The sequence below is a fragment of the Cytobacillus sp. BC1816 genome (assembly GCF_051353635.1).
Lineage (GTDB): Bacteria > Bacillota > Bacilli > Bacillales > Cytobacillaceae > Cytobacillus > Cytobacillus oceanisediminis_C.
Genome location: NZ_CP195611.1, coordinates 4,382,854 through 4,403,617 on the forward strand (window position 1 = coordinate 4,382,854; position 20,764 = coordinate 4,403,617).

Below are 20,764 nucleotides of genomic sequence, written 5' to 3' on the forward strand. Positions count from 1 at the left end.
CCAAGACCCCAGGGATTACTCCTGGGGTCCGTTTGTTTTAGAACTATCTAATTTTAACTGTCAAACTGCCGCACTGTTTTTCAATTGCCTCTTCAAAAAGGTTCTGTAATTTATTTGTGATTGGACCAGGACTTCCATTACCAACCGGCTTTCCTTCAATCTCTGTAATCGGAGTAATTTCAGCTGATGTACTGGACATAAAGACTTCATCCGCGTCCAGCAGATCATCCTTTGTAAAAGCAGATTCTTCAAGTGATACTCCATTTTCCATGCAGATCTCATTGATCTTACGGCGGGTAATGCCATTTAGGATCAGATTTGTTGCAGGGTGCGTATATAGTGTCCCATCTTTTACAATCGCTATATTGGAAGAACTTCCCTCAGTCACCGTATCTCTGCGATGCTGAATTGCTTCAAAGCAGCCCGATTGTGCTGCTTTTTGCTTTGCCATGATATTGCCAAGCAAGTTCAGACTCTTTATGTCACAGCGCAGCCAGCGTATATCTTCAATCAAAATAGCCTTAACACCATTTCTCATGCTCTCAACAGGTCTTGAGGTTTCACGGGTATAGGCGGTAAGCACCGGTGCAACGTCTGCACCAGGATAAGCATGATTTCTTGGAGAAGTCCCCCTGGAAACTTGCATATATACTATTCCCAGTTCAAGGTTATTCCTTTCGATCATCTCTGCAAGCATCTGTTTAAGCTGCCCTATAGAATAAGGGATATCGAGCTCTATTTTCCTTCCGCTCTCAAGCAGCCTTTCGAGGTGCTCATCTGCCGTGAACATTTTTCCGTTATAGACGCGGATTACTTCATAGACGCCATCACCAAATTGATAGCCCCGGTCCTCGAAATCTACTTTCGCTTCAGAGCGCTCGATCAAGTCACCGTTCAAAATTACATATTCCATTTCTCTGACACTCCCTGTAAGTGGTTTGTTTGTCTAATCTATTAGCTGTTTATGTAAAATCTTTCAGCCATCATATCAGGTTTTAGAGCTATTTCGCAAGTTCATAAATCGCCTGTGCATAAATAGCAGCAGCTTTTATTAAATCCTCAATAAACACATATTCATCTTTTTGATGTGCCACGTCTTCCCTGCCAGGGAAAAGCGGGCCAAACGCCACACCAGACTTCAAGGAACGTGCATATGTGCCCCCGCCAATTGATAAAAGCTCTGCCTTTTCGCCAGTCTGCTGTTCATACACTTTTTTCAGGGTTTGGATAAGAAAATCATCTTCTTCCACATGATGCGGCTTGGCATCAGTGAAATTCTCTAATCTGAAATGTTCTTCTTCAATCAATGACTGAAGCTTATTTTTTGTATCCTCCATATTGTTACTGATGGGATAACGTACATTAAAGCCTAAACGGCCGCCATCTTCTTTCGTATATGAAAGTTTTCCTACATTAACGGTTAAATCACCGGTAATCTCATCCGTACAGGCGATGCCAAGCTTTCTTCCTCTGGAATCATCACATAAGTATCGTGATACAAACTGAAAATATTGGCATGCTTTCTCATCCAGCTGAAGGGATGCCAGGAATGATGCCATTAAAATACCTGCATTTTTCCCATTATCAGGCTCCATCCCATGAGCCGATACTCCCTGAAGCTCCAGAATCAGTTCGCCGTTATCTATGTAATACTTTCCTTCAAGCTCAGTCTTTTTCAGGAAATCAATATACCTTTGCACCACTTCAGTGTGTTCTAGATGGACTACAAGACTGGCTTTTGCAAAATCAGGAACCATGTTATATCTTCTTCCTGATTGGAAATGCACGACCTCTGCCAATACTTCCCTGTCTGTTTCTTCGGTATGGCTAATTTGGACGAGATCAAAATCAGAGAGGCCTTTTTCTGCATAGATGATTGGGAAATCTGCATCTGGTGCAAATCCCATTGCTGGCATTTCCTCGTGTTTAAAATAATGCTCTACACAGCGCCAGTCACTTTCTTCATCTGTTCCGATAATCATTCGGACCCGTTTGCTTAAAGGCAGCTCCAATTCCTTTACAATTTTCATAGCATAATAAGCAGCCATCGTTGGGCCTTTGTCGTCAATCGCCCCTCTGGCAAAAATCTTTCCATCGCGAATTTCTGCACCAAATGGGTCGCTAGTCCAGCCATCTCCTTCAGGAACTACGTCGACATGACAAAGTACACCCACAATTTCTTCACCCTCGCCAAATTCCAGATGACCAGCCAGGCTGCCGACATTTTTGACAGTGAATCCATCCTTTTCTCCAAGTTCAAGCATGAAAGCGAGCGCTTCCTTTACACCTTCACCAAGGGGTGCATCATCTGCTGCATTCTCTTCATCCAGCAGGCTTTTAATTCTCAAAAGTTTTTGAGTATCTTCAATTAAAGCGTCTTTTCGGTTATTAACCTCTTTTTGCCAATCCAATACGTTCATAAAGTTACCTCCTTATCCTGATTTGAACATCTATGATTACCCATTATAACCCATTTTGCCTGCAATTTGCTTATGGGACTGTGTAATAAAAACATACCTTTATTATGCACCAGGAATGCTGAACCTTGCCAAGATGATTGTCAAAACGCTTACTATCAGACCTAAGATCAAAATGGCAAGGAAGAATAAGGCTATGACCGTTCTATTCCTTGCAGTGAAATAGAAATCTTTATCACTATATTTTTTCGTAAAGGGATGGGACATAATGGATTTATCCCAGGTAATCGAAAGCCATGAATACATTAAGAAAAGGAAGATACCCGACACAATTACTTTTATCCATAGTGGAGGAATGGCAATAATCCCCGCTGCGCTTACAGAAATGATTTGAAAATAACTGAAAATATATGAAGGATTCCGTATGAAAATCTTTATGAATAATTCTATCAGGCCCTTAATGGGTGTTCTCTTCTTAAAGATCCGTCTGGAGTTTCTGAATAATATAGGTCTTGTCCTCATTGAAATAGCAGGCTTTTCTATTTCTGGAGCCATCATAAATATCCATTTGATATACTTTGTTTTTTCCTCCTGCTCAAGCATAATTTCAAAGTCTGCGGCCGATATCCTTTTCTGCATCTGGGAGACTCTCGTTAAGGTGCCGGAAAGCAGCACTGCCGAAATCATGTAAACCGGAAAGTCTGCACCGAAATTCCACAGTGAATAGACGAGCTGGCTGAACCAGCTCAATAATACAAAAAGCACAAAGCCAATTACATATCTTCTAAACTTCCCTTCAATCCCTTTCAGATAATAGGAAACTGCCATAATCGCCCATTTCAGAGTAATGAAAAATGTCAGCAGAGCAATGATTTGACTCCATTGCAAAAAATAACTGTTCTTCAGAAAGGGAAGAAGAAGAGCTATCATCGTGCCTGTACTGACTGCCTGGAAGAAAAGTGAATAGCCAAATCCCCATTTTCTTAATCCCAAATAGAGGCTCTTATTTTTCACCAGAAACACTTTATCAGCTTCTTGTGTAAATGGGCGAAAGTTACCCAGCCATGAAAAAATATAAAGCAGGAAGAAAAGGAGAAACATTGGCAAGTTTGCAATCCATTCCGGCGTTTCTAACCACCAGGAGCGATATATCATTCCAAAGATGACAGCACCGGGGACAATGAGATAAACCATGATGGTCCAATCTGCAATGGAACGGAAAATACCAAACTGATACTTCCAGCTATTGATTAACCTTCCAAGAAAAAGCGAACTACTTTTCATTGTCATTTCCCTCTGCAATCTGATGAAAGCAATCATAAAGCGAACCAGCCAAAAGATCGCATTGCTGCCTGATATCGTCTAATGAGCCGGAAGCCTTCAACTGGCCATCATGCACAATTAGAAAGCGGCTGCACACTTTCTCTGCCGTATCAAGTACATGGGTAGACATAAGAATGCCTGCTCCCCTTTGTCTCTCTCTTTCAATTGATTCCAGAAACAGTTTCATAGCATTAGGATCCAGCCCAATAAACGGTTCATCAATAATATAGACATCCGGCTTGGCAATCATCGCAAGAATCAGCATGGCCTTTTGCTGCATTCCCTTTGAATATGTACCGGGAAATTTATAAGCGTGTTCAGACAGATTATACTCCTTCAAGAGCTCTGATGCCCTCTTCTTATACTGGATTTCCGGCAGTCTCTCTACGGCAGCTGTAAAATCCAAGTGTTCCCACAATGTCAGCTCATCATAAAAAATGGGGCGTTCAGGTATATAGGAATACTTAACTCCCTGCTTAAATTCCACTGTCCCCTTTTTATGTTCCAATAATCCCAGGATTGTTTTAATCGTTGTGCTTTTTCCTGCCCCGTTAGGTCCTATAAGGCCGATTAATTCCCCTGCTTTTAAATCAAAATTTATATTATGTATGATCGGTTTTCCATTTTCATAGCCTGCTGATGCAATATCGACGTTTAATAAGTTCATATACTCTCCTCCTGACTATACATACGGATATAATTGGAAAAGGTTTGCTCTTTTTCATATATTCTTTAAAACCATAATAAACCTGCCCCTTCAAAGGGGCAGGTTTATTATGGCTGGAGGATATCCATTAATTCTGTATTTTCAAAGTCTGCAGCGTAATTATAGGCTGTATAGCCATCCGCATCTTTCACAGCGGGATCTGCACCATATTCCAGGAGAAGCATGGCCATTTCAGTATCCTCATTAAATACTGCACTCATTAAAGGAGTGGTTTGATAGTTATCTGCCGTATTAGGCTCTGCTCCATTTTCCAGCAGAAGGGCAGCACTGTCATACTGGCCATAAGAAACAGCCCAGTGTAAGGCAGTATTGCCATCTGCATCCATTTCCTCAGTATCCTCCCCATCAGCCAGTAAAGTGTGGATCATTTCAGTATCATTTTCACTCGCTGCATTCATTAGAGCGGTAGTTCCTTCAATGCCCATAACTGTTTCAGTCCACAAATCCATTTTTTCAAGTGATTTATACCCAATCCAAAGTCCGCCGGAAAGAATAGTCAGCGTCAGGACTGATCCTGCTATCCCCAGCCATATCCTGCCCTTTGGTTCTTTTAACTCAACTGCAGATTCTTCAGCAAAAACTTTTGATAAAGCATAAATTCTTTTTGGCAGGTGAGGATGGGTGGAAAGTTTCTCATTCAGCCAGACAAAAAATCCAGTTTCCGTTTGGAGCTGCTCCATGTACGCCTGCTTATTGACCTTAGGATAAAGTTCTTTTCCAATGGCAAGCATCGTCAAGGCATCTCTAGATGCTTCAAACGACTTTATATAAAAGGCAGCATAACGATCACATGTATACTCGCATGCTCTTAAATACGCATTCCCAAGGAATGGAACCCACATAGCAGGGAGCAGAAGAAGGTTTATAATAACATGCTTTCTTTTTAAATGAGCAAACTCATGGGCCAGGACGAACAGTACTTCCTTTTCAGCTCCCCGAGCAGTCAATTCAAAAATACCAGAATATAAGACAACCATATTTCTTCTGAAAAACCTTGTAGCAAAGGCATTTAAGACACCTTCAGACTCAATCACGTATATATCCGGCAAAACTTGCAGACCCATTTCCTTCGAAGTTAGCACTGCTTTTTCATAAATCTCCGGAAATTGCTTCTCACTTATTCTTACTCCGTTTCTTCTGATGCCGCCCACCATAATCCCATGGAACAGAAGAGATACAAGAATTAATGCCAAAATAATCACAATCCCAATAATAGAGAATGCCAGTAAAATATAAGACAAAATGCTAAATAAAGCAACGAATGCAAAATAAATATTTTCCTTCGGGTATACCAGGCGATCTCTCAGCGAGTGAGTTTCCATTACACTTTCTTCCTTTCAATCTCTTTTAAATATACCAATTGATTATAATCAAAAAACAAATTTTAGGATATAGAAACTTCCCTGATTGATTATTTGAATTTTCAGTACATAATTTAAGCCCCATCTGCCATAAGGTATAGTAATAGTCCCTTTTCCTATCGAGGTTTAATCGAAAATAATTAGGGAATTGAACATACATTAAAAAGGAGGGAAACGTAAAGACTAAAATACAAGCAGCATTATAAATATTTTGTAAAATTGTATCCTTAAAGTAGAAATAATCAGATAATAGCGTTACAATATAGTCAGAGGTATGACATCTTGACTAAAATAACCAGAATACAAAGGGGTTGTCTGGGGAAAAGAAAACTACATATGATTGAAGGAAAATCCTTCAATGTAGCTGTCGGTTGCAGGAAATTGCCATGGGGTTTGAAAAAAGGATAGGGAGTGGTTTTTTGAAACCTTCAACTAACCGGATGTTAAACCGTGTAAAATCCGTCTACATGTTTATAAGTAAGCGCGGAACTGTAACAACTCAGGAGCTTGTAGAGGAATTTGGTATTACTCCTCGCACCATTCAAAGAGATTTAAATGTCCTCGCCTACAATGACTTGGTTAAGAGTCCGAGCAGAGGCAAATGGACCATAACTCAAAAAAAAGTAAAGATGTCATCTTAACAATCAAAGCATAACCAACCTAATAAATAGAAAATCGCCCTGCTGTCAGGGCGATTTTTCCGTCTCATCTCACTTCATAATTCATCAGCTTATCAAGCTCTTCATCAGTCAATTCCCGATATTCACCCAATTCCAATGTTTCATCCAGCTCAAGCGGGCCCATTGATAATCTCTTTAAATAGATGACTCTTTTGCCCACTGCCTCAAACATTCTTTTGACCTGATGAAACTTTCCCTCTGTAATGGTTAATTCAATTTCAGATGTCATGCCGGATTTAAGGATTTCCAGCTCCCCAGGCTTGGTTTCATAGCCGTCATCCAATATAACCCCTTTTTTAAATGCGGCAATATCATCAGCTGTGACTTCCCTGTCTATGACTGCAAAATAGGTTTTAGGAACATGCTTCTTTGGAGAAAGCAGCCGATGGGCCAGCTGGCCGTCATTGGTCAGCAGCAAAAGCCCTTCTGTATCCTTATCAAGGCGCCCTACTGGAAAAGGAGAAAAAACAAGGTCTTCCATCCCGAGCAGGTCCACCACGGTTTCAAATTGAGAGTCCTCTGTTGCGGAGATGACGCCTGGCGGTTTGTTCATCATCAAATAAATGAATTCCTTATATTCAACCTTTTCGCCATTAATGATGACAGCATCCTGTTCAGGATCGACCTGGTGCTTGGGATCCTTTACTTTTTCCTCATTAACCGTTACAGCTCCATCCTTTAATAGCTTTTTAACATCCTTACGGCTGCCGTAGCCCAGATTGGCCAGCATTTTGTCAATTCTCATGGCTGCCCCTCCCTTTTAATCATAATTAATCTGGTTTAAATTAATATCACGTTATTAAACGGTTCTCTTTTTCTTGTATTAGTAAATATTCTGTCCGTTGATTTCAGCACGGGGCACTTGCTTTCTGCGGGGTCTCATCTGTCCCGCTGCTCCCGCAGGACATTGAATAAACTTCCTCGACTGAACACCGCACGAAGAAAATCACCAGCATTTTTCGAGGATCATGTACCCTCCGTTCCAATCAACTCAGTGCTTTGTATATTGTTTTCTAAAACGTTCTTTAAAAAAGGCCCCCATCACGGAGACCTTCTATTTTTATGCCTTCAATCTTAATTTCTTAAGCATTCTATCGACTCTTGATCCGAACAGGAGATAGATTAATTTAGTTCTGAAGCTTAGGTAGAAATAGACTCCCGCTCCAGCTGCTGCGCAGATGATGACAATGATGATAGCCTGAAAATTGGATGCCGGCGATAAGAAGGCAGTTGTGATTTTATAAACCACTCCTGCAGCAATGTACATGCATGCAGTAAATAATACAATCAGCATTCCTCGTCTTAAGACAAGCTTGAAGGGATATTTTGAAAATGTTTTAATTACGAAAAGGTTAATTAAAATAGCTACGATATAGCCAAGAGCGGTTGCAAATACGGCTCCCTGTGTTTCGAACAGTTTTATGAGCGGAATATTCAATGATAGCTTTACCAGCAGGCCTGTCAGCAAACTTAAGATTGTAAAACGCTGCTCATTGATTCCCTGCAGAATGGCTGCAGTTACCGAATAATAAGCAAAGAGAATCGCCACTGGTGCATAAGTTCTCAACACCTCAGTACCCAAATCTTTATGCTCATAAAATAGGGTGAAAACCGGCTCAGCAAGCAGGGATAATCCTGCTACGGCAGGAAGAGTCAGAAAAAGAAGCACCTGGAAAGTCTGGTTAAGCTGGCGGTTTAAATCTGACCTATCTTCATCCATAAATGCTTTCGTCACACTTGGCACAAGCGTCAGCGAGAAGGCTGTGGCAAGCGAGACAGGAATGATGACCAGCTTATGCGTCTCAAAGTTCAGGACAGAAAAGGCTGCTACTGCATTTTTCGATTCACCGATGGCATCCATCGCTCTGGTAAATGTTATCTGATCGATAAACTGAAAGAGAGGATTCGCGAGACCCACAAATACAAACGGTGCGGCATAAAGAATGATTTCTTTATATATTTCCTTTAAGGAAATATCAACGGTTCCTTTATCTTCTTCAAGCAGTTTATCCAAATGCGGCTTACGTTTATACCAATACCAGAATAATACCCCGAGGCTTCCGAGTCCGCCAATAAAGGCAGCAAAAGTGGCGACACTGATCGCTGCAGTCAGTGAACCTTCCATTACATTTAAAACGACATATGCACCTGCAAGAACGAACAGGATGCGGACAATCTGCTCCACAACCTGTGAAACGGCAGTAGGACCCATTGACTGATGTCCCTGAAAGAACCCTCTTATCAAACTCATGAACGGAATAATAATCAGGGCAAATGATACCGCTCTAATTACAGTTGTTACATCTTTAACACTAACCTCAACGTCTTTCCCGGCCAGTGTCATTTCGGCAACTGCTGGAGCAAGGAAGAACAGGATCAGGAATGAAATGATTCCGCTTGCCGTCATGACAGCCAGACCTGATTTGAACAGCTTTCGTCCGACTGCATATTCCTCTATTGCATTATATTTAGAGATAAACTTTGAAACAGCAAGCGGAACCCCCGCTGTTGCAACACTAATAAAGATTGTATAAGGTGTATACGAAAAGGAATAAAGGGCTGTCCCTTCCTTCCCCACAATCTGGTAAAAAGGAATAACATAAAACAAACCAAGAACCTTCGAGATAATGGTGCCAAGCGTAAGGATGAAGGTTCCCTTTAAGAGCTTAGATGACATATAATCCCTTCCTTTATGAAATGCGGAAGCGCCTTGCCAGCCTCCGACATCTCGAGGGGGTAGGCGCTCCTCCTAAAAGCCAGCGCTTTTAGTCGAGCGATGATAAAGCTGTCGAAGCGTTCCCTTTTGAGCTGGACAGTAATCGACTTTCAAAGCTTTCTCTCTTATTTAAAAAACTAAAGCATGCAGGCTTTTACAGCCTGTGATTGCCAAAACAATTCGCAGTAAGTTCGTCAATTTTCTATCTTTTTAGACACACTATTTGTAGTGTACTCTTCTTACAGAGGAAATTCCACTTGCAATACCGTATTATGGGGCATTATTTTTAGAAATAGGATATTTGATTTATAATGTAGCTATTGCTTTTATAGCGAATCAAGATAAGTTGGTGAAAATATGAAATATGATGTAATAGTTATAGGCGGGGGTCCTTCGGGATTGATGGCAGCAATCGGTGCTGCGGAACAGAAGGCAAAAGTTCTTCTGATTGACAAAGGAAACAAGCTTGGAAGGAAGCTTGCCATTTCCGGAGGAGGCCGGTGCAATGTCACCAACAGGCTTCCAGTGGATGAAATCATTAAGCATATTCCCGGCAATGGCCGTTTTTTGTACAGTGCATTCTCCATTTTCAGCAATGAGGATATTATCCGCTTCTTTGAGAATTTAGGAATTAAGCTGAAGGAAGAAGATCACGGGCGGATGTTTCCTGTTACCGACAAAGCACAATCTGTTGTTGATGCCTTGATCTCAAGGCTGAAGGAGCTGAAAGTCGATATCAAAACGAACAGCCCTATCCAGGATGTTCACTATGAAAATGGCAGGGTGAAATCGGTAGAATTAAAAACAGGCGATGTATATGAAGCAGATTCAGTTGTAGTTGCCGTCGGAGGAAAATCAGTCCCTCATACCGGCTCAACTGGCGACGGCTATGCATGGGCGCAAAAAGCTGGCCATACGATTACAGAGCTTTTCCCAACCGAGGTTCCGCTGACATCTTCTGAGAACTTTATTAAAGAGAAAATGCTACAGGGATTGTCGCTCCGGAGTGTGGCGCTTAGTGTTTTAAACCCTAAAGGAAAAGTGCTCATAACCCATCGGATGGATATGATTTTTACCCATTTTGGCATTAGCGGCCCGGCCGTCTTGCGCTGCAGCCAATATGCGGTGAAAGCGATGAAGAAGTGGAACTTAAAAGAAGTGGTCATGAATTTAGACGCAATCCCGGATATGAAAGAAGAGCCTCTTTTTCAGGATGTGTCCAAAAAGATCAAAGAAGAGCCAAAGAAAAGTATTAAAAATCTCTTAAAAGGGATGCTGCCCGAAAGATATCTTTTGTTTCTTCTTGAGCAGAACGGAATTGATCCGTCCTCACAGGGAGCTTCGATTTCAAACGAAAAGATCAGAAGCTTTGTAAAAGCCTGTAAATCTTTTCAGTTTAAAGTAAATGGGACGCTGCCTCTCGATAAAGCCTTTGTTACCGGCGGAGGGGTTTCCGTAAAAGAAATTGAACCGCAAACAATGGCTTCAAAGTTGATGGAAGGACTTTTCTTCTGCGGAGAAATTCTGGACATCCACGGCTACACAGGCGGGTATAATATCACATCCGCACTTGTAACAGGCAGGTTAGCCGGATTAAACGCAGCAGTTTCAGCTAGGATCGTATAATAAAGAGAGCCTGATGCTCCTCAGACATCAGGCTCTATATATAACCATGGCAGAGAAACAATAAATTTGTTCATCTTCATCCTCTTGCACTGCGGCAACATTATATTTTATATCCAGCAGCTTTTTTTCCTCAATCTTCTCCAGAAAATGATTCATATCCTTTTCCAGATCTTTTTCATGTTCATGATCAAATAACTTTACCTTAATCACAGGAAACTTCCTTTCAGATTTTTTTATCAGCTTGTCCAATTTTCTGAATTTTTAAAACTAAAACACAAAAAAACGAAGCCTGCTGCGGCTCCGCTCTTCTCTATTTTGTTTCACCCTGCCAGTTCAGCATGCCCCCGGTCATATTGCGGACTTTATATCCCTGGTCCTGCAAATAGTGGCATACGTTTCCGCTGCGATTGCCAGAACGGCAAATAATAATGTACTCCGTATCTTTATCAAATTTATCAAGATTCTCAGGTATCGTGCCCATACGGATATGTCTCGCCCCTGGAATCATGCCGGATGCAACCTCTTCATCTTCCCTTACATCGACAAGCTCAAGTTTCTCCCCTTCTTCAAGCTTTTTTTGCAATTCTTCTGTTGTTATCTCTTCAATACGTTCCAATCCTAACACCCTTTCTGAAAAGCCTTTTAAATAGAACTTAGCATTAAATAATGCTGCCACTCCTATAATACCCTATATGGGACGAAAAATATAAATAGGAAGTTTCTATAACACAAATACAAAACCACCTCTGACAAATAGAGGCGGTTTCATCTGGTATACCTTAATTTGCAACGATATTCACAAGTTTACCTGGCACAGCGATGACTTTACGGACGGTTTTTCCGTCAATTTGTTCTTTTACTTTATCATCGCCCATTGCGATTTGCTCCAATAAATCTTTTTTGGCATCGGCTGGAACCATAAGCTTTGCTTTAACTTTGCCGTTGATTTGGATAACGATTTCGACTTCATCATCTGTCATTTTAGCTTCATCATATGCAGGCCAAGCTTCATACGCAATGGATTCACCATGCCCTAATTTAGACCAAAGCTCTTCGGACATGTGAGGAGCAATAGGTGAAAGCATTTTAACAAAGCCTTCTGCAAAGGTCTTTGGAAGTACATCTGCTTTATATGCTTCATTGATGAATACCATCATTTGAGAAATAGCTGTGTTGAAACGCAGCCCCTCGTAGTCTTCAGTTACTTTTTTCACCGTTTGGTGGTAAACCTTTTCAAGGCTGCTGCCTTCTTCGATGTCCTTAATTCTCGGACTTAATTCACCAGTCTCTTCCACAAACAAACGCCAGATCCGGTCAAGGAATCTTCTTGAACCATCCAATCCATTTGTAGACCATGCGATGGAAGCTTCAAGAGGTCCCATAAACATTTCGTATAGACGAAGAGTATCAGCACCATGGCTTGCTACAATTTCATCCGGATTAACGACATTGCCTTTTGATTTACTCATTTTCTCATTATTTTCCCCAAGAATCATACCTTGGTTAAATAACTTTTGAAACGGTTCCTTCGTATGGACAACTCCCACATCATAAAGGACCTTGTGCCAGAAACGGGCATATAGGAGATGAAGAACCGCATGTTCAGCTCCGCCGATATAAATATCAACCGGAAGCCATTCTTTTAATTTCTCAGGGTCTGCAAGAGCTTCACTGTTTTTCGGATCAATATAGCGAATATAGTACCAGCAGCTGCCTGCCCATTGCGGCATTGTGTTGGTTTCCCTGCGGCCTTTTTTGCCTGTTTCAGGATCCACGACATTAACCCACTCATCGATGTTGGCTAATGGTGACTCTCCAGTGCCGGATGGTTTGATTTCCGTTGTTTTTGGAAGCACTAATGGCAGCTGATCTTCCGGCACGGCAGTCATTGTGCCATCTTCCCAGTGGATCACTGGAATCGGCTCGCCCCAATAGCGCTGGCGGCTGAATAGCCAGTCACGAAGACGATAAGTAACCTTCTTAGTGCCAATGCCTTTCTCTTCAAGCCATTCGATCATTTTCTCAATCGCTTCCTCTTTGTTTAATCCATCAAGGAAATCTGAGTTTACATGCTCGCCATCGCCAGTGTACGCTTCTTTTTCAACATCTCCTCCGGCAACGACTTCTTTAATAGGAAGATCAAATTGCTTGGCGAACTCATAGTCGCGCTCGTCATGAGCTGGTACCGCCATGATGGCCCCAGTTCCATAGCTGACTAAAACATAATCTGCAATCCAGATTGGCATTTTTTCGCCATTGACCGGGTTAATCGCATAAGCGCCAGTGAAGACACCTGTTTTTTCTTTAGCAAGATCTGTCCGCTCTAGATCGCTCTTGCTTTTTACTTTGTCAATGTAAGCCTGAACTGCCTCACGCTGCCCATCTGCTGTAATTTTTTCAACAAGCACATGTTCTGGAGCAAGAACAGCATATGTTGCACCATATAATGTGTCAGGTCTTGTGGTGAAAACAGTGAACGTGCCATCATGGTCTTCAATATTGAACGTTACTTCTGCTCCTTCAGAACGGCCGATCCAGTTTCGCTGCATATCTTTAAGGCTCTCTGGCCAATCCAATAAATCAAGATCTTCAAGCAGGCGATCCGCATAAGCCGTAATTTTAAGCATCCACTGCCTCATTGGACGGCGTTCTACCGGATGGCCTCCGCGTTCACTTTTTCCGTCAATGACCTCTTCATTTGCAAGTACTGTTCCAAGTGCGGGACACCAGTTAACAGCTACTTCATCGATATATGCAAGTCCTTTTTCATAAAGCTTTAAGAATATCCACTGAGTCCATTTATAGTATTCAGGGTCTGTTGTGTTTACTTCACGATCCCAGTCATATGAAAAACCTAAAGCCTTAATCTGGCGGCGGAAGGTGTTGATATTCTGTTCTGTGAATTCAGCAGGATCGTTTCCTGTATCAAGGGCATATTGCTCGGCAGGCAAACCAAATGCATCCCAGCCCATTGGGTGAAGGACATTATAGCCCTGCATGCGCTTCATACGGGAAAGGATGTCTGTTGCCGTATATCCTTCCGGGTGACCGACATGAAGTCCTGCGCCTGAAGGATAAGGGAACATATCAAGCGCATAAAACTTGCGCTTGCCTTTATCTTCAGTTGTTTTGAAAGTTTTATTTTCTTCCCAGTAGCCTTGCCACTTTTTTTCAATCTCCTGATGATTGAAACTCATTTTTGTTTCCTCCTATTATTGAAAATAAAATCAGGCTCTTTTCTTGTAAACCGTTTTTTGGCTTATGAATATTGCCCGTTGATTTTAGCAGGAAGCACTTAGCGAACCCGCGGGGAGAGAGGAGAGCCTCCTCGGCTTCGCCTGCGGGGTCTCTAACTTCTCTCACTTCCCGCAGGAATTGAATGAGCACCGCACTTAGAAAATGCGTCAGCATTTTCGAGGATCAAGTGCCCCCCGCTACAATCAACTCAGATAGTTAAACTTAGTCTGTAAGCAACGAACTTTACAAATCAGCCTAAAAAATAAAACAAAAAACCTCTCATCCCAAAAAAGGGACGAGAGGATTATGTATAAATCTCCCGCGGTACCACCCACATTAGTGAACATGTCACTCGCTTCATTCATCCTTAACGCGGAAAACGGCAAGCATTACTGGTCCTTCACACTTGCTGCTCCAAGGCGAGTTCATGATGTGCCCGGCTGACTTGCACCTTCCGTCAACTCTCTAAAACGGGCTGTTGCACCACTACTGCTCCTTATCTAAGCATTTTAGTATAAGAATATGACTATTGTAATAAATTTCCCGCCAGGATGCAAGTAGGCTTATCCTGACAGGAATTTAATAACTAGAATATGCAATGCTTTTCGAAATGTGATTGTATTTACTGAACAGTATATCCTCCATCGATAACTGCCGCCTGTCCTGTAATTCCTTTAGCTCCGTCACCAGCCAAAAAAATAGCATAATCCGCAATCTCTTCTACCGTCAGCAGCCTCTTTTGCGGCACTAAGGGATAAATAACTTCTTCCAGCGCTTTTTCAATAGGTACATTTCTTGTTTTAGCAAGATCATTCAGCTGATTTCTTACGAGTGGTGTATCTACATAGCCCGGGCAAATGGCATTAACCGTAATGCCATCTTCAGCAGCTTCCAATGCTGCGACTTTAGTAAGGCCTATAACGCCATGCTTGGCACTGTTATAAGCTGCTTTCCCCGCGAATCCAACAAGACCGTTAATGGATGCCATGTTCAGAATACGGCCGGACTTTTGTTTTTTCATAACGGGTATGACATGTTTAATGGCCATGAACGGTGCAGTCAGCATTACTTTGATCAGAAACTCGAATTTCTCAGTAGGAAAGTCTTCAATAAAGGAAACATGCTGCAGCCCTGCATTGTTAATGAGCACATCCAAGGCACCGAATTGGCTGACAGTTTCATTGATGGCCGCTTGTATATCAGACTCTAAGGTCACATCACATTTAAGCCCGATTGCTTCAAAACCTTCATGCTGCAAATTTTCTGCAGCTTTTTTCACGGCCTCTTCCTGAATATCTGTCAGAACAATTTTCGAGCCGTGTTCAGCAAATCTCTTGCCAATTTCATAGCCAATTCCCTGCGCTGCACCGGTTATAAAAACTACTTTATTTTGTACCATGAATAAGCTCCTTTCAAAAACAAAGCCGGGGCTCCATTGTATGGGCCCCTGCCGAAATTAGATTCCCAGACCAAGTGAGAATAAGATAATAGCCAATGCTAACCCAATTAGTGGAACAATTACCGTTACAGCAGCCACAGCCCCATATGCAGCCTGATGAGATTCCCCGCAGATAGCCCGTACAGTGGTAACAACATAGCCATTATGCGGCAAAGAGTCCAGGGCACCAGATGAAATGGCAACCGTTCTGTGCAGGGCTTCTGCATTGACGCCCATGTCCATATAATGCGGGGCCAGAATCGGCAATGCAATGGCCTGCCCGCCTGAAGCTGAACCGGTCATGCCGGCGATAACACTTACTGCTATGGCACCGCCTATCAGCGGGCTTCCAGGAATGCTTGTCATCCAATCTACAGCTGTGGCAAATGCAGGCACTGCCTTTGCCACTCCGCCAAACCCGACAACAGCAGCTGTATTCCCTATCGCTATCAATGCGCCTAATGTCCCATCAGACACAGCATTCCAGAAATTTGTGAAATACTTTCTATTCAATAGATATGTGGCAATAACTCCGCCCAGTAATGCAAGAATAAGTGCAGATTGTGCAAGAGAGTCATGGAATATAAATGAGATAATTAAAACGACAGCTAATGGGAGAACTCCCATAAGAGGGTGCGGTAATTCCTTATTCTCAGTTACAGGATCCTGCTTGCGGGATTCAAAGGTTTCTCCTTTGTTTACAGCCTTTGTGATCATGCGCTTCAGCCACCAGTAGCCAAAAATCATCATGAACACAGCGACAATTAAGCTGACTTCCCAGCCTGCATATGGAGTCGTTCCAAGAAATTCAATCGGAATCCAGTTTTGAATTTCCGGTGAACCCGCAGAAGTCATCGTAAAAGTTACAGATCCAAAGGCAAGTGCTGCTGGGATGAACCTTCTTGGAAGATTTGCCTGTTTAAATAAACTTAATGCCATTGGATATACGGAGAAAGCAACTACGAATAAACTGACTCCGCCATAAGTTAAAATAGCACAGGAAGCGACAATGGCAAGAACGGCATATTTCATTCCGAGCTTATCCACTACCATTTTGGATACACTGTCAGCCGCACCGCTGTCTTCCATTACCTTCCCAAAAATTGCACCCAATAGGAACATTAGGTACCATGATGTAACAAACCCTGAAAAGCCGGACATATAGTTCCCGACCAAATTGGCCTCTCCTTCACCTGCCAGCTGCGGAAATAATGGCATGCCGCTAAAAAGAGCTACAAACAAGGCAGATAACGGCCCGACAACCAGCAGGTTCATTCCCCGCATAGTCAGGAAAATCAGCAGGGCAAGCCCGCCTATTAATCCAATCATACTTAGCATTTCATTTCCCCCTTTGTTTTTAAAAATAGGCTGTTTTCGCAAGGTTTGCTGCTATTTGTATACTATTTACTGAGTTGATTGCAGCGGGACAGGAGAGACCTCGCGGAAAGCGAGCAGCCTGGAGCGGAAATCAACGGACAACATGAATAGGCGAAAAACAACAATTTATACGAAAAGAGCCTAAAAATAAGAAAAACTTTTCATCCCCTTTCTTTGAAAACGTTTGCAGAAAAAATCAGAAAAATAACTTGCTGAGAAAAGATAATGCAAGAGTCGTGCCAACTTGAAATGCTTGCAGATAAAGGGAATTGTGAACAATTAGTGAATCCTTTTTCCAGGATTCTGGAATACACAGGGAACAAGTCCACTGATATAATAGACTAGTTTTCTGATAATTACGTCTAATACTGGGACTAAGTGTACATAAAATTACTAGAATGAAAACAGTCCAGAATTCTGGAACATATTCCGAATTTCTGGACTGTTAATCTTATTCAATTCCATATTTCTTTAGTTTTTCATACATAGAAGATTTACTGATGCCTAGAGCTTTTGCAGCTTCTAATCGGTCCTGGTTATATTTGCTCAAACTTTGGGTCAATATCCGCTTTTCTGTTTCTTCCAGAATGTCCTTCAAGTTCTTTTTTCCAACGGGATAAACAGCAGATTCTTTCATGTAATCCGGCAATGATTCTGTAGTGATACTTTCATTGCTTGTTAAATGAATGGATGCCTCAATTACATTTTCAAGCTCCCTAATATTGCCGGGCCAGCTATATTGATGAAACTTTTCAATTACCTCGTCTTCAATTGCACTAATTCTCTTTCCCGATTTTTTTGTTATTTTCTTGATAAAGCTATCGATTAGGAGTGATAAATCTTCCATCCTGTCGCGCAAAGAAGGAATCATGAACGGCACAACATTAATCCGATAGAATAGATCCTCCCTAAAGCGCTTTTCTTCCATCATTTTTTCGAGCGGTCTGTTCGTTGCAGCGATAATCCGGACATCTACTTTAACCGGAGAAGTCGAACCCACGCTTTCAATCTCGCCTTCCTGCAGGGCACGCAATAACTTCACCTGCATATTAAGCGGCATATCTCCGATTTCATCCAAAAATAAGGACCCTCCATCAGCAAGCTGGAATTTCCCCTTTTTACCTCCCTTTTTTGCACCTGTAAAAGCACCTTCTTCATAGCCAAACAGTTCAGACTCCAACAGATGTTCCGGGATGGCTCCGCAGTTAATTTTCACAAATGGCTGATGGCTCCTGTTGCTGAGCTGATGTATGCTGTGTGCAAATAGTTCTTTTCCAGTCCCGCTTTCCCCGCGGATTAATACGGAGATATCACTGGCTGCCACCATTTTCACCTTTTCTTTAAGACTATGAATCTGGCTCGAGTTTCCCAGAATATCATCAAGGCTGTATTTTACACTTGGATCAATTTCCTGGATAAAGCTCTGGATTTTTGTCAGCATGCTCTTTACATGGCTGTTCATCTGCATCCATTCCTTTGTATCTCTAAAAAAGACTGTCCCGAAAGCGCCAATTACTTCGCCATCAGAAAAAATGGGAATGCGATTTGCTATCATATAGTTGCCTCTTATATATTGCAGGTCTGCAATTTCTTCCTTGCCTGATTCTGCCACTATATGCATACGTGAATTTTCAATTACCTCAGACACATGCTTCCCCAGAACCTGTTCCCTCTCCACTTCCAGAAAATCGCAATAATTTTTATTAATGTAAATAATCGTTCCTTCTTTATTCACAACTACAAGCCATCCAAAAGCGTTCTCAACAATGGTTTCGACAATCTCCACAGGCAGATCGAATAATGCACTTTTCATTTGAATCCCCTCATTTAGGACAATCTACTATTTATGATTACCATTTTATCATATTTTTCTGAAAACAAATTCACTTCAATGGGTATTCTTATTGCTTTTACTGCCCATAACATTAGTAATCGGCAGACATGGGAGGTGTTTCAGATGAAAGGCATCTATCTGATTAATCCGCACTGGCAATATGGAAACAAATCAAAACAGGAATGCGTTCAAGTGCAAAAACAGGCGCTGGAAACCTATATTAAGGACCATAATATTTTTACAGTGAAACTAAATCAATGGCAGCTGAATGAATATTACACCATTCCTCATGCCCTTTTGTATGATTTGAAGCAAAAGAAGGCAGATCTGGATGTCCTGCTTCTTTATTCAGAAGAGGTTCTCGAAGATTTTATCAATTCTTATCCAGCGAGATGGCTGATTTTGAAAAGCTTCTTCAATGAAGTTGTATTTGCTGATAAGAAAAAAGAAAATTACTTTGAAGGTGCCGGTTAAGAATTAAAATTTCAAAAAACCTGCAGCGCACAACTGCAGGTTTCTTTCTTATGATACATGCGCCAATTTTTTAGGCTCCTTCAATTTCCGGTCATAAACAAGAGTTGTCAGAATGGCAAAAATAAATAAAACTATTAATACAGCAAACAGCATGGAGATTCCGTAAAGGTCAACCAGAATTCCCCCCAGTAAAGGCCCGATCATCCTTCCGCCTGTAGCGGTGCTGTTTACGATTCCCTGGTAAAAACCTTCCCGCCCTTTAGGAGCAAGCTGGTTGGCAATAGTCGGAACCGCTGGCCATATTAGCATTTCGCCAATCGTCAGAATAACCATGGCTGTGATAAAAGCTGAGAATTGCTCGGCACTTGCTGCAGCAGCAAATGAACCTATAAATATGACCATGCCCGCGACCATCTGAACCTTAAGTGTTTTAAACCATTTTACCAAAGCACCGATAAACGGCTGACCCAATACAATCAGGGCTCCATTTATAGTCCACAGCAAGCTGTATTGCTTTAAAGAAATATTCAATTCCTGTGTATAAGCAGCAATAGTCGATTGCCATTGCACATATCCGACCCAGCACAATAAATAGCCTGCACATAATATGAGCAGCGCATAAAGCTTGGTATGATTTTTAACCTTCCGATTTTCCTGAAGGATGGAGGTCTGCTGACCTGAAACAGTATTTATTCCCCTGTATCCCAAAACAGCGATCAGTAAAAAAACGATATACATGACAGTATTGGCCAGAAAAATCAACTGAAAAGAGTACGAAGCCACAAGACCGCCGAGAGCAGCACCAATGGCAACACCGGCATTCTGAGCTACATAAATGGCATTGAAAGCTTTGCGGCCGCCTTCCTTCCAGACAGATCCCGCCATCGCAAACATAGAAGGAAAAACAATGCCAGATCCAAATCCAACAAAGGTGAGGAACCCCACGTATGCAGGCCAGCCGTGCCAAAAGGTTAAACCGAGGAGCGCCATTACCGTGATGACAATTCCAAGAAGAATTGAACGATAGCCGCCTATTTTATCATATAGGCTTCCCCCTATTAAATTTCCTGCGACGCTGGCAGCTGCGTTCACCATCAAAACCAGGCCGGCAACCGATAAGGACTTGCCTAAGTGGTCATGAATGTAAATTGTATTAAGAGGCCACAAAAAAGAAGATCCGGTTACATTCACTGCCATCCCAATAATTAAAAGCCATAAGGTCCGCGGCATAAGATTACGCCCCTTTTTCCAAATTTTTTTATGTCAGCCGGCATATTACCAGCCGGTACTATTTCGAAATCCAAAATAATTTTAGTTGGTTTTTCATGTCCTTGCAATAGGTTTTCATTCGATTTTAATAGACAGAATACTTCTTCTTTTATAGTTGAAGCTGAATGTGGATTTTTAGAATGCACCTATTAAGAATAGTTCGTTAAACGGCACAAAAATAAAGCCCCGATTTTGAAAAATCAGGGCTTTCCATATTTCATAAAATAATTAGAGTTTGAATGTCGATAACTGTCTAGCTCCATAAGGAATGCTTCGACAGCTTTA

17 protein-coding genes and 1 other annotated feature are annotated in these 20,764 nt (G+C 41.8%); of the genes, 3 read left to right on the forward strand and 14 right to left on the reverse strand.

The window, feature by feature from the left end; genetic code table 11:
* Window positions 1–43: 43 nt before the first annotated feature.
* The 5 genes from dat to ACR42H_RS22230 all read right to left on the reverse strand — a co-directional run bounded on the left by dat (window position 44) and on the right by ACR42H_RS22230 (window position 5,789).
* Complete coding sequence (dat, locus tag ACR42H_RS22210) at window positions 44–913, reverse strand: D-amino-acid transaminase (protein WP_436373288.1); 870 nt, start codon at window positions 911–913, stop codon at window positions 44–46.
* 88 nt (window positions 914–1,001) lie between these two features.
* On the reverse strand, window positions 1,002–2,420 hold the full coding sequence (gene pepV, locus ACR42H_RS22215; RefSeq protein WP_113882541.1) for a dipeptidase PepV: 1,419 nt from the start codon (window positions 2,418–2,420) through the stop codon (window positions 1,002–1,004).
* A gap of 102 nt (window positions 2,421–2,522) precedes the next feature.
* Window positions 2,523–3,737, reverse strand: coding sequence for an ABC transporter permease (locus ACR42H_RS22220; protein ID WP_436373291.1), 1,215 nt, complete (start codon window positions 3,735–3,737; stop codon window positions 2,523–2,525).
* Window positions 3,691–4,407, reverse strand: coding sequence for an ABC transporter ATP-binding protein (locus ACR42H_RS22225; protein WP_113882539.1), 717 nt, complete (start codon window positions 4,405–4,407; stop codon window positions 3,691–3,693). Before ACR42H_RS22225 ends, ACR42H_RS22220 begins: the two co-directional genes overlap by 47 nt.
* Before the next feature lie 107 nt (window positions 4,408–4,514).
* Entirely contained in the window at window positions 4,515–5,789 is a 1,275-nt protein-coding gene (locus ACR42H_RS22230; RefSeq protein ID WP_436373293.1) for a M48 family metallopeptidase, read from the reverse strand.
* 458 nt (window positions 5,790–6,247) lie between these two features.
* Here ACR42H_RS22230 and ACR42H_RS22235 point away from each other — a divergent pair, with 458 nt between their 5' ends.
* Window positions 6,248–6,469, forward strand: a complete 222-nt coding sequence (locus ACR42H_RS22235; RefSeq protein WP_026041817.1) for a DeoR family transcriptional regulator — start codon at window positions 6,248–6,250, stop codon at window positions 6,467–6,469.
* Between the two features lie 64 nt (window positions 6,470–6,533).
* Here ACR42H_RS22235 and ACR42H_RS22240 read toward each other — a convergent pair whose 3' ends face one another.
* Both ACR42H_RS22240 and ACR42H_RS22245 read right to left on the reverse strand, forming a co-directional pair.
* Window positions 6,534–7,253: a pseudouridine synthase gene (locus tag ACR42H_RS22240; RefSeq protein ID WP_436373295.1), complete on the reverse strand. Its 720-nt coding sequence runs from the start codon at window positions 7,251–7,253 to the stop codon at window positions 6,534–6,536.
* A 315-nt stretch (window positions 7,254–7,568) separates the two neighbouring features.
* The gene (locus ACR42H_RS22245) at window positions 7,569–9,185 is read right to left on the reverse strand and encodes a putative polysaccharide biosynthesis protein (protein ID WP_436373297.1); all 1,617 of its coding nucleotides are present in this window, start codon (window positions 9,183–9,185) and stop codon (window positions 7,569–7,571) included.
* Window positions 9,186–9,581: 396 nt separating this feature from the next.
* On the opposite strand from ACR42H_RS22245, the gene ACR42H_RS22250 reads away from it, so the two are divergent.
* The gene (locus ACR42H_RS22250) at window positions 9,582–10,850 is read left to right on the forward strand and encodes an NAD(P)/FAD-dependent oxidoreductase (protein WP_436373299.1); all 1,269 of its coding nucleotides are present in this window, start codon (window positions 9,582–9,584) and stop codon (window positions 10,848–10,850) included.
* A gap of 27 nt (window positions 10,851–10,877) precedes the next feature.
* On the opposite strand, the gene ACR42H_RS22255 is transcribed toward ACR42H_RS22250, so the two are convergent.
* The 6 genes from ACR42H_RS22255 to ACR42H_RS22280 all read right to left on the reverse strand — a co-directional run bounded on the left by ACR42H_RS22255 (window position 10,878) and on the right by ACR42H_RS22280 (window position 18,715).
* Window positions 10,878–11,060 (reverse strand): sporulation protein Cse60, encoded by a 183-nt coding sequence (locus ACR42H_RS22255; RefSeq protein ID WP_009333366.1) that lies wholly within the window; start codon window positions 11,058–11,060, stop codon window positions 10,878–10,880.
* A gap of 100 nt (window positions 11,061–11,160) precedes the next feature.
* Window positions 11,161–11,466: a rhodanese-like domain-containing protein gene (locus ACR42H_RS22260; RefSeq protein WP_436377045.1), complete on the reverse strand. Its 306-nt coding sequence runs from the start codon at window positions 11,464–11,466 to the stop codon at window positions 11,161–11,163.
* Window positions 11,467–11,629: 163 nt separating this feature from the next.
* Window positions 11,630–14,047 carry a leucine--tRNA ligase gene (gene leuS, locus ACR42H_RS22265; RefSeq protein WP_113882534.1) on the reverse strand — a complete coding sequence of 806 codons (2,418 nt, stop codon included), beginning with the start codon at window positions 14,045–14,047 and terminating at the stop codon, window positions 11,630–11,632.
* Between the two features lie 328 nt (window positions 14,048–14,375).
* Window positions 14,376–14,599: a binding site (T-box leader), on the reverse strand.
* A 110-nt stretch (window positions 14,600–14,709) separates the two neighbouring features.
* Entirely contained in the window at window positions 14,710–15,486 is a 777-nt protein-coding gene (locus ACR42H_RS22270; protein ID WP_113882533.1) for a 3-hydroxybutyrate dehydrogenase, read from the reverse strand.
* Window positions 15,487–15,543: 57 nt separating this feature from the next.
* A complete protein-coding gene (locus ACR42H_RS22275; protein ID WP_113882532.1) occupies window positions 15,544–16,863 on the reverse strand; it encodes a GntP family permease in 1,320 nt (439 codons plus the stop codon).
* Window positions 16,864–17,353: 490 nt separating this feature from the next.
* The gene (locus tag ACR42H_RS22280; protein WP_113882531.1) at window positions 17,354–18,715 is read right to left on the reverse strand and encodes a sigma-54 interaction domain-containing protein; all 1,362 of its coding nucleotides are present in this window, start codon (window positions 18,713–18,715) and stop codon (window positions 17,354–17,356) included.
* Window positions 18,716–18,859: 144 nt separating this feature from the next.
* On the opposite strand from ACR42H_RS22280, the gene ACR42H_RS22285 reads away from it, so the two are divergent.
* On the forward strand, window positions 18,860–19,210 hold the full coding sequence (locus ACR42H_RS22285; protein WP_113882530.1) for a hypothetical protein: 351 nt from the start codon (window positions 18,860–18,862) through the stop codon (window positions 19,208–19,210).
* A gap of 48 nt (window positions 19,211–19,258) precedes the next feature.
* Here the strand turns inward: ACR42H_RS22285 and ACR42H_RS22290 are convergent, their stop codons facing one another.
* Entirely contained in the window at window positions 19,259–20,440 is a 1,182-nt protein-coding gene (locus tag ACR42H_RS22290) for an MDR family MFS transporter (protein ID WP_113882529.1), read from the reverse strand.
* Window positions 20,441–20,764 lie beyond the last annotated feature (324 nt).

What these genes read in the sequence shown, in the direction of transcription:
- dat (WP_436373288.1), bottom strand. Translation starts at nt 913, where the DNA reads ATGGAATATGTAATTTTGAACGGTGACTTGATCGAGCGCTCTGAAGCG.
- pepV (WP_113882541.1), bottom strand. Translation starts at nt 2,420, where the DNA reads ATGAACGTATTGGATTGGCAAAAAGAGGTTAATAACCGAAAAGACGCT.
- ACR42H_RS22220 (WP_436373291.1), bottom strand. Translation starts at nt 3,737, where the DNA reads ATGATTGCTTTCATCAGATTGCAGAGGGAAATGACAATGAAAAGTAGT.
- ACR42H_RS22225 (WP_113882539.1), bottom strand. Translation starts at nt 4,407, where the DNA reads ATGAACTTATTAAACGTCGATATTGCATCAGCAGGCTATGAAAATGGA.
- ACR42H_RS22230 (WP_436373293.1), bottom strand. Translation starts at nt 5,789, where the DNA reads ATGGAAACTCACTCGCTGAGAGATCGCCTGGTATACCCGAAGGAAAAT.
- ACR42H_RS22240 (WP_436373295.1), bottom strand. Translation starts at nt 7,253, where the DNA reads ATGAGAATTGACAAAATGCTGGCCAATCTGGGCTACGGCAGCCGTAAG.
- ACR42H_RS22245 (WP_436373297.1), bottom strand. Translation starts at nt 9,185, where the DNA reads ATGTCATCTAAGCTCTTAAAGGGAACCTTCATCCTTACGCTTGGCACC.
- ACR42H_RS22250 (WP_436373299.1), top strand. Translation starts at nt 9,582, where the DNA reads ATGAAATATGATGTAATAGTTATAGGCGGGGGTCCTTCGGGATTGATG.
- leuS (WP_113882534.1), bottom strand. Translation starts at nt 14,047, where the DNA reads ATGAGTTTCAATCATCAGGAGATTGAAAAAAAGTGGCAAGGCTACTGG.
- ACR42H_RS22270 (WP_113882533.1), bottom strand. Translation starts at nt 15,486, where the DNA reads ATGGTACAAAATAAAGTAGTTTTTATAACCGGTGCAGCGCAGGGAATT.
- ACR42H_RS22275 (WP_113882532.1), bottom strand. Translation starts at nt 16,863, where the DNA reads ATGCTAAGTATGATTGGATTAATAGGCGGGCTTGCCCTGCTGATTTTC.
- ACR42H_RS22280 (WP_113882531.1), bottom strand. Translation starts at nt 18,715, where the DNA reads ATGAAAAGTGCATTATTCGATCTGCCTGTGGAGATTGTCGAAACCATT.
- ACR42H_RS22285 (WP_113882530.1), top strand. Translation starts at nt 18,860, where the DNA reads ATGAAAGGCATCTATCTGATTAATCCGCACTGGCAATATGGAAACAAA.
- ACR42H_RS22290 (WP_113882529.1), bottom strand. Translation starts at nt 20,440, where the DNA reads ATGCCGCGGACCTTATGGCTTTTAATTATTGGGATGGCAGTGAATGTA.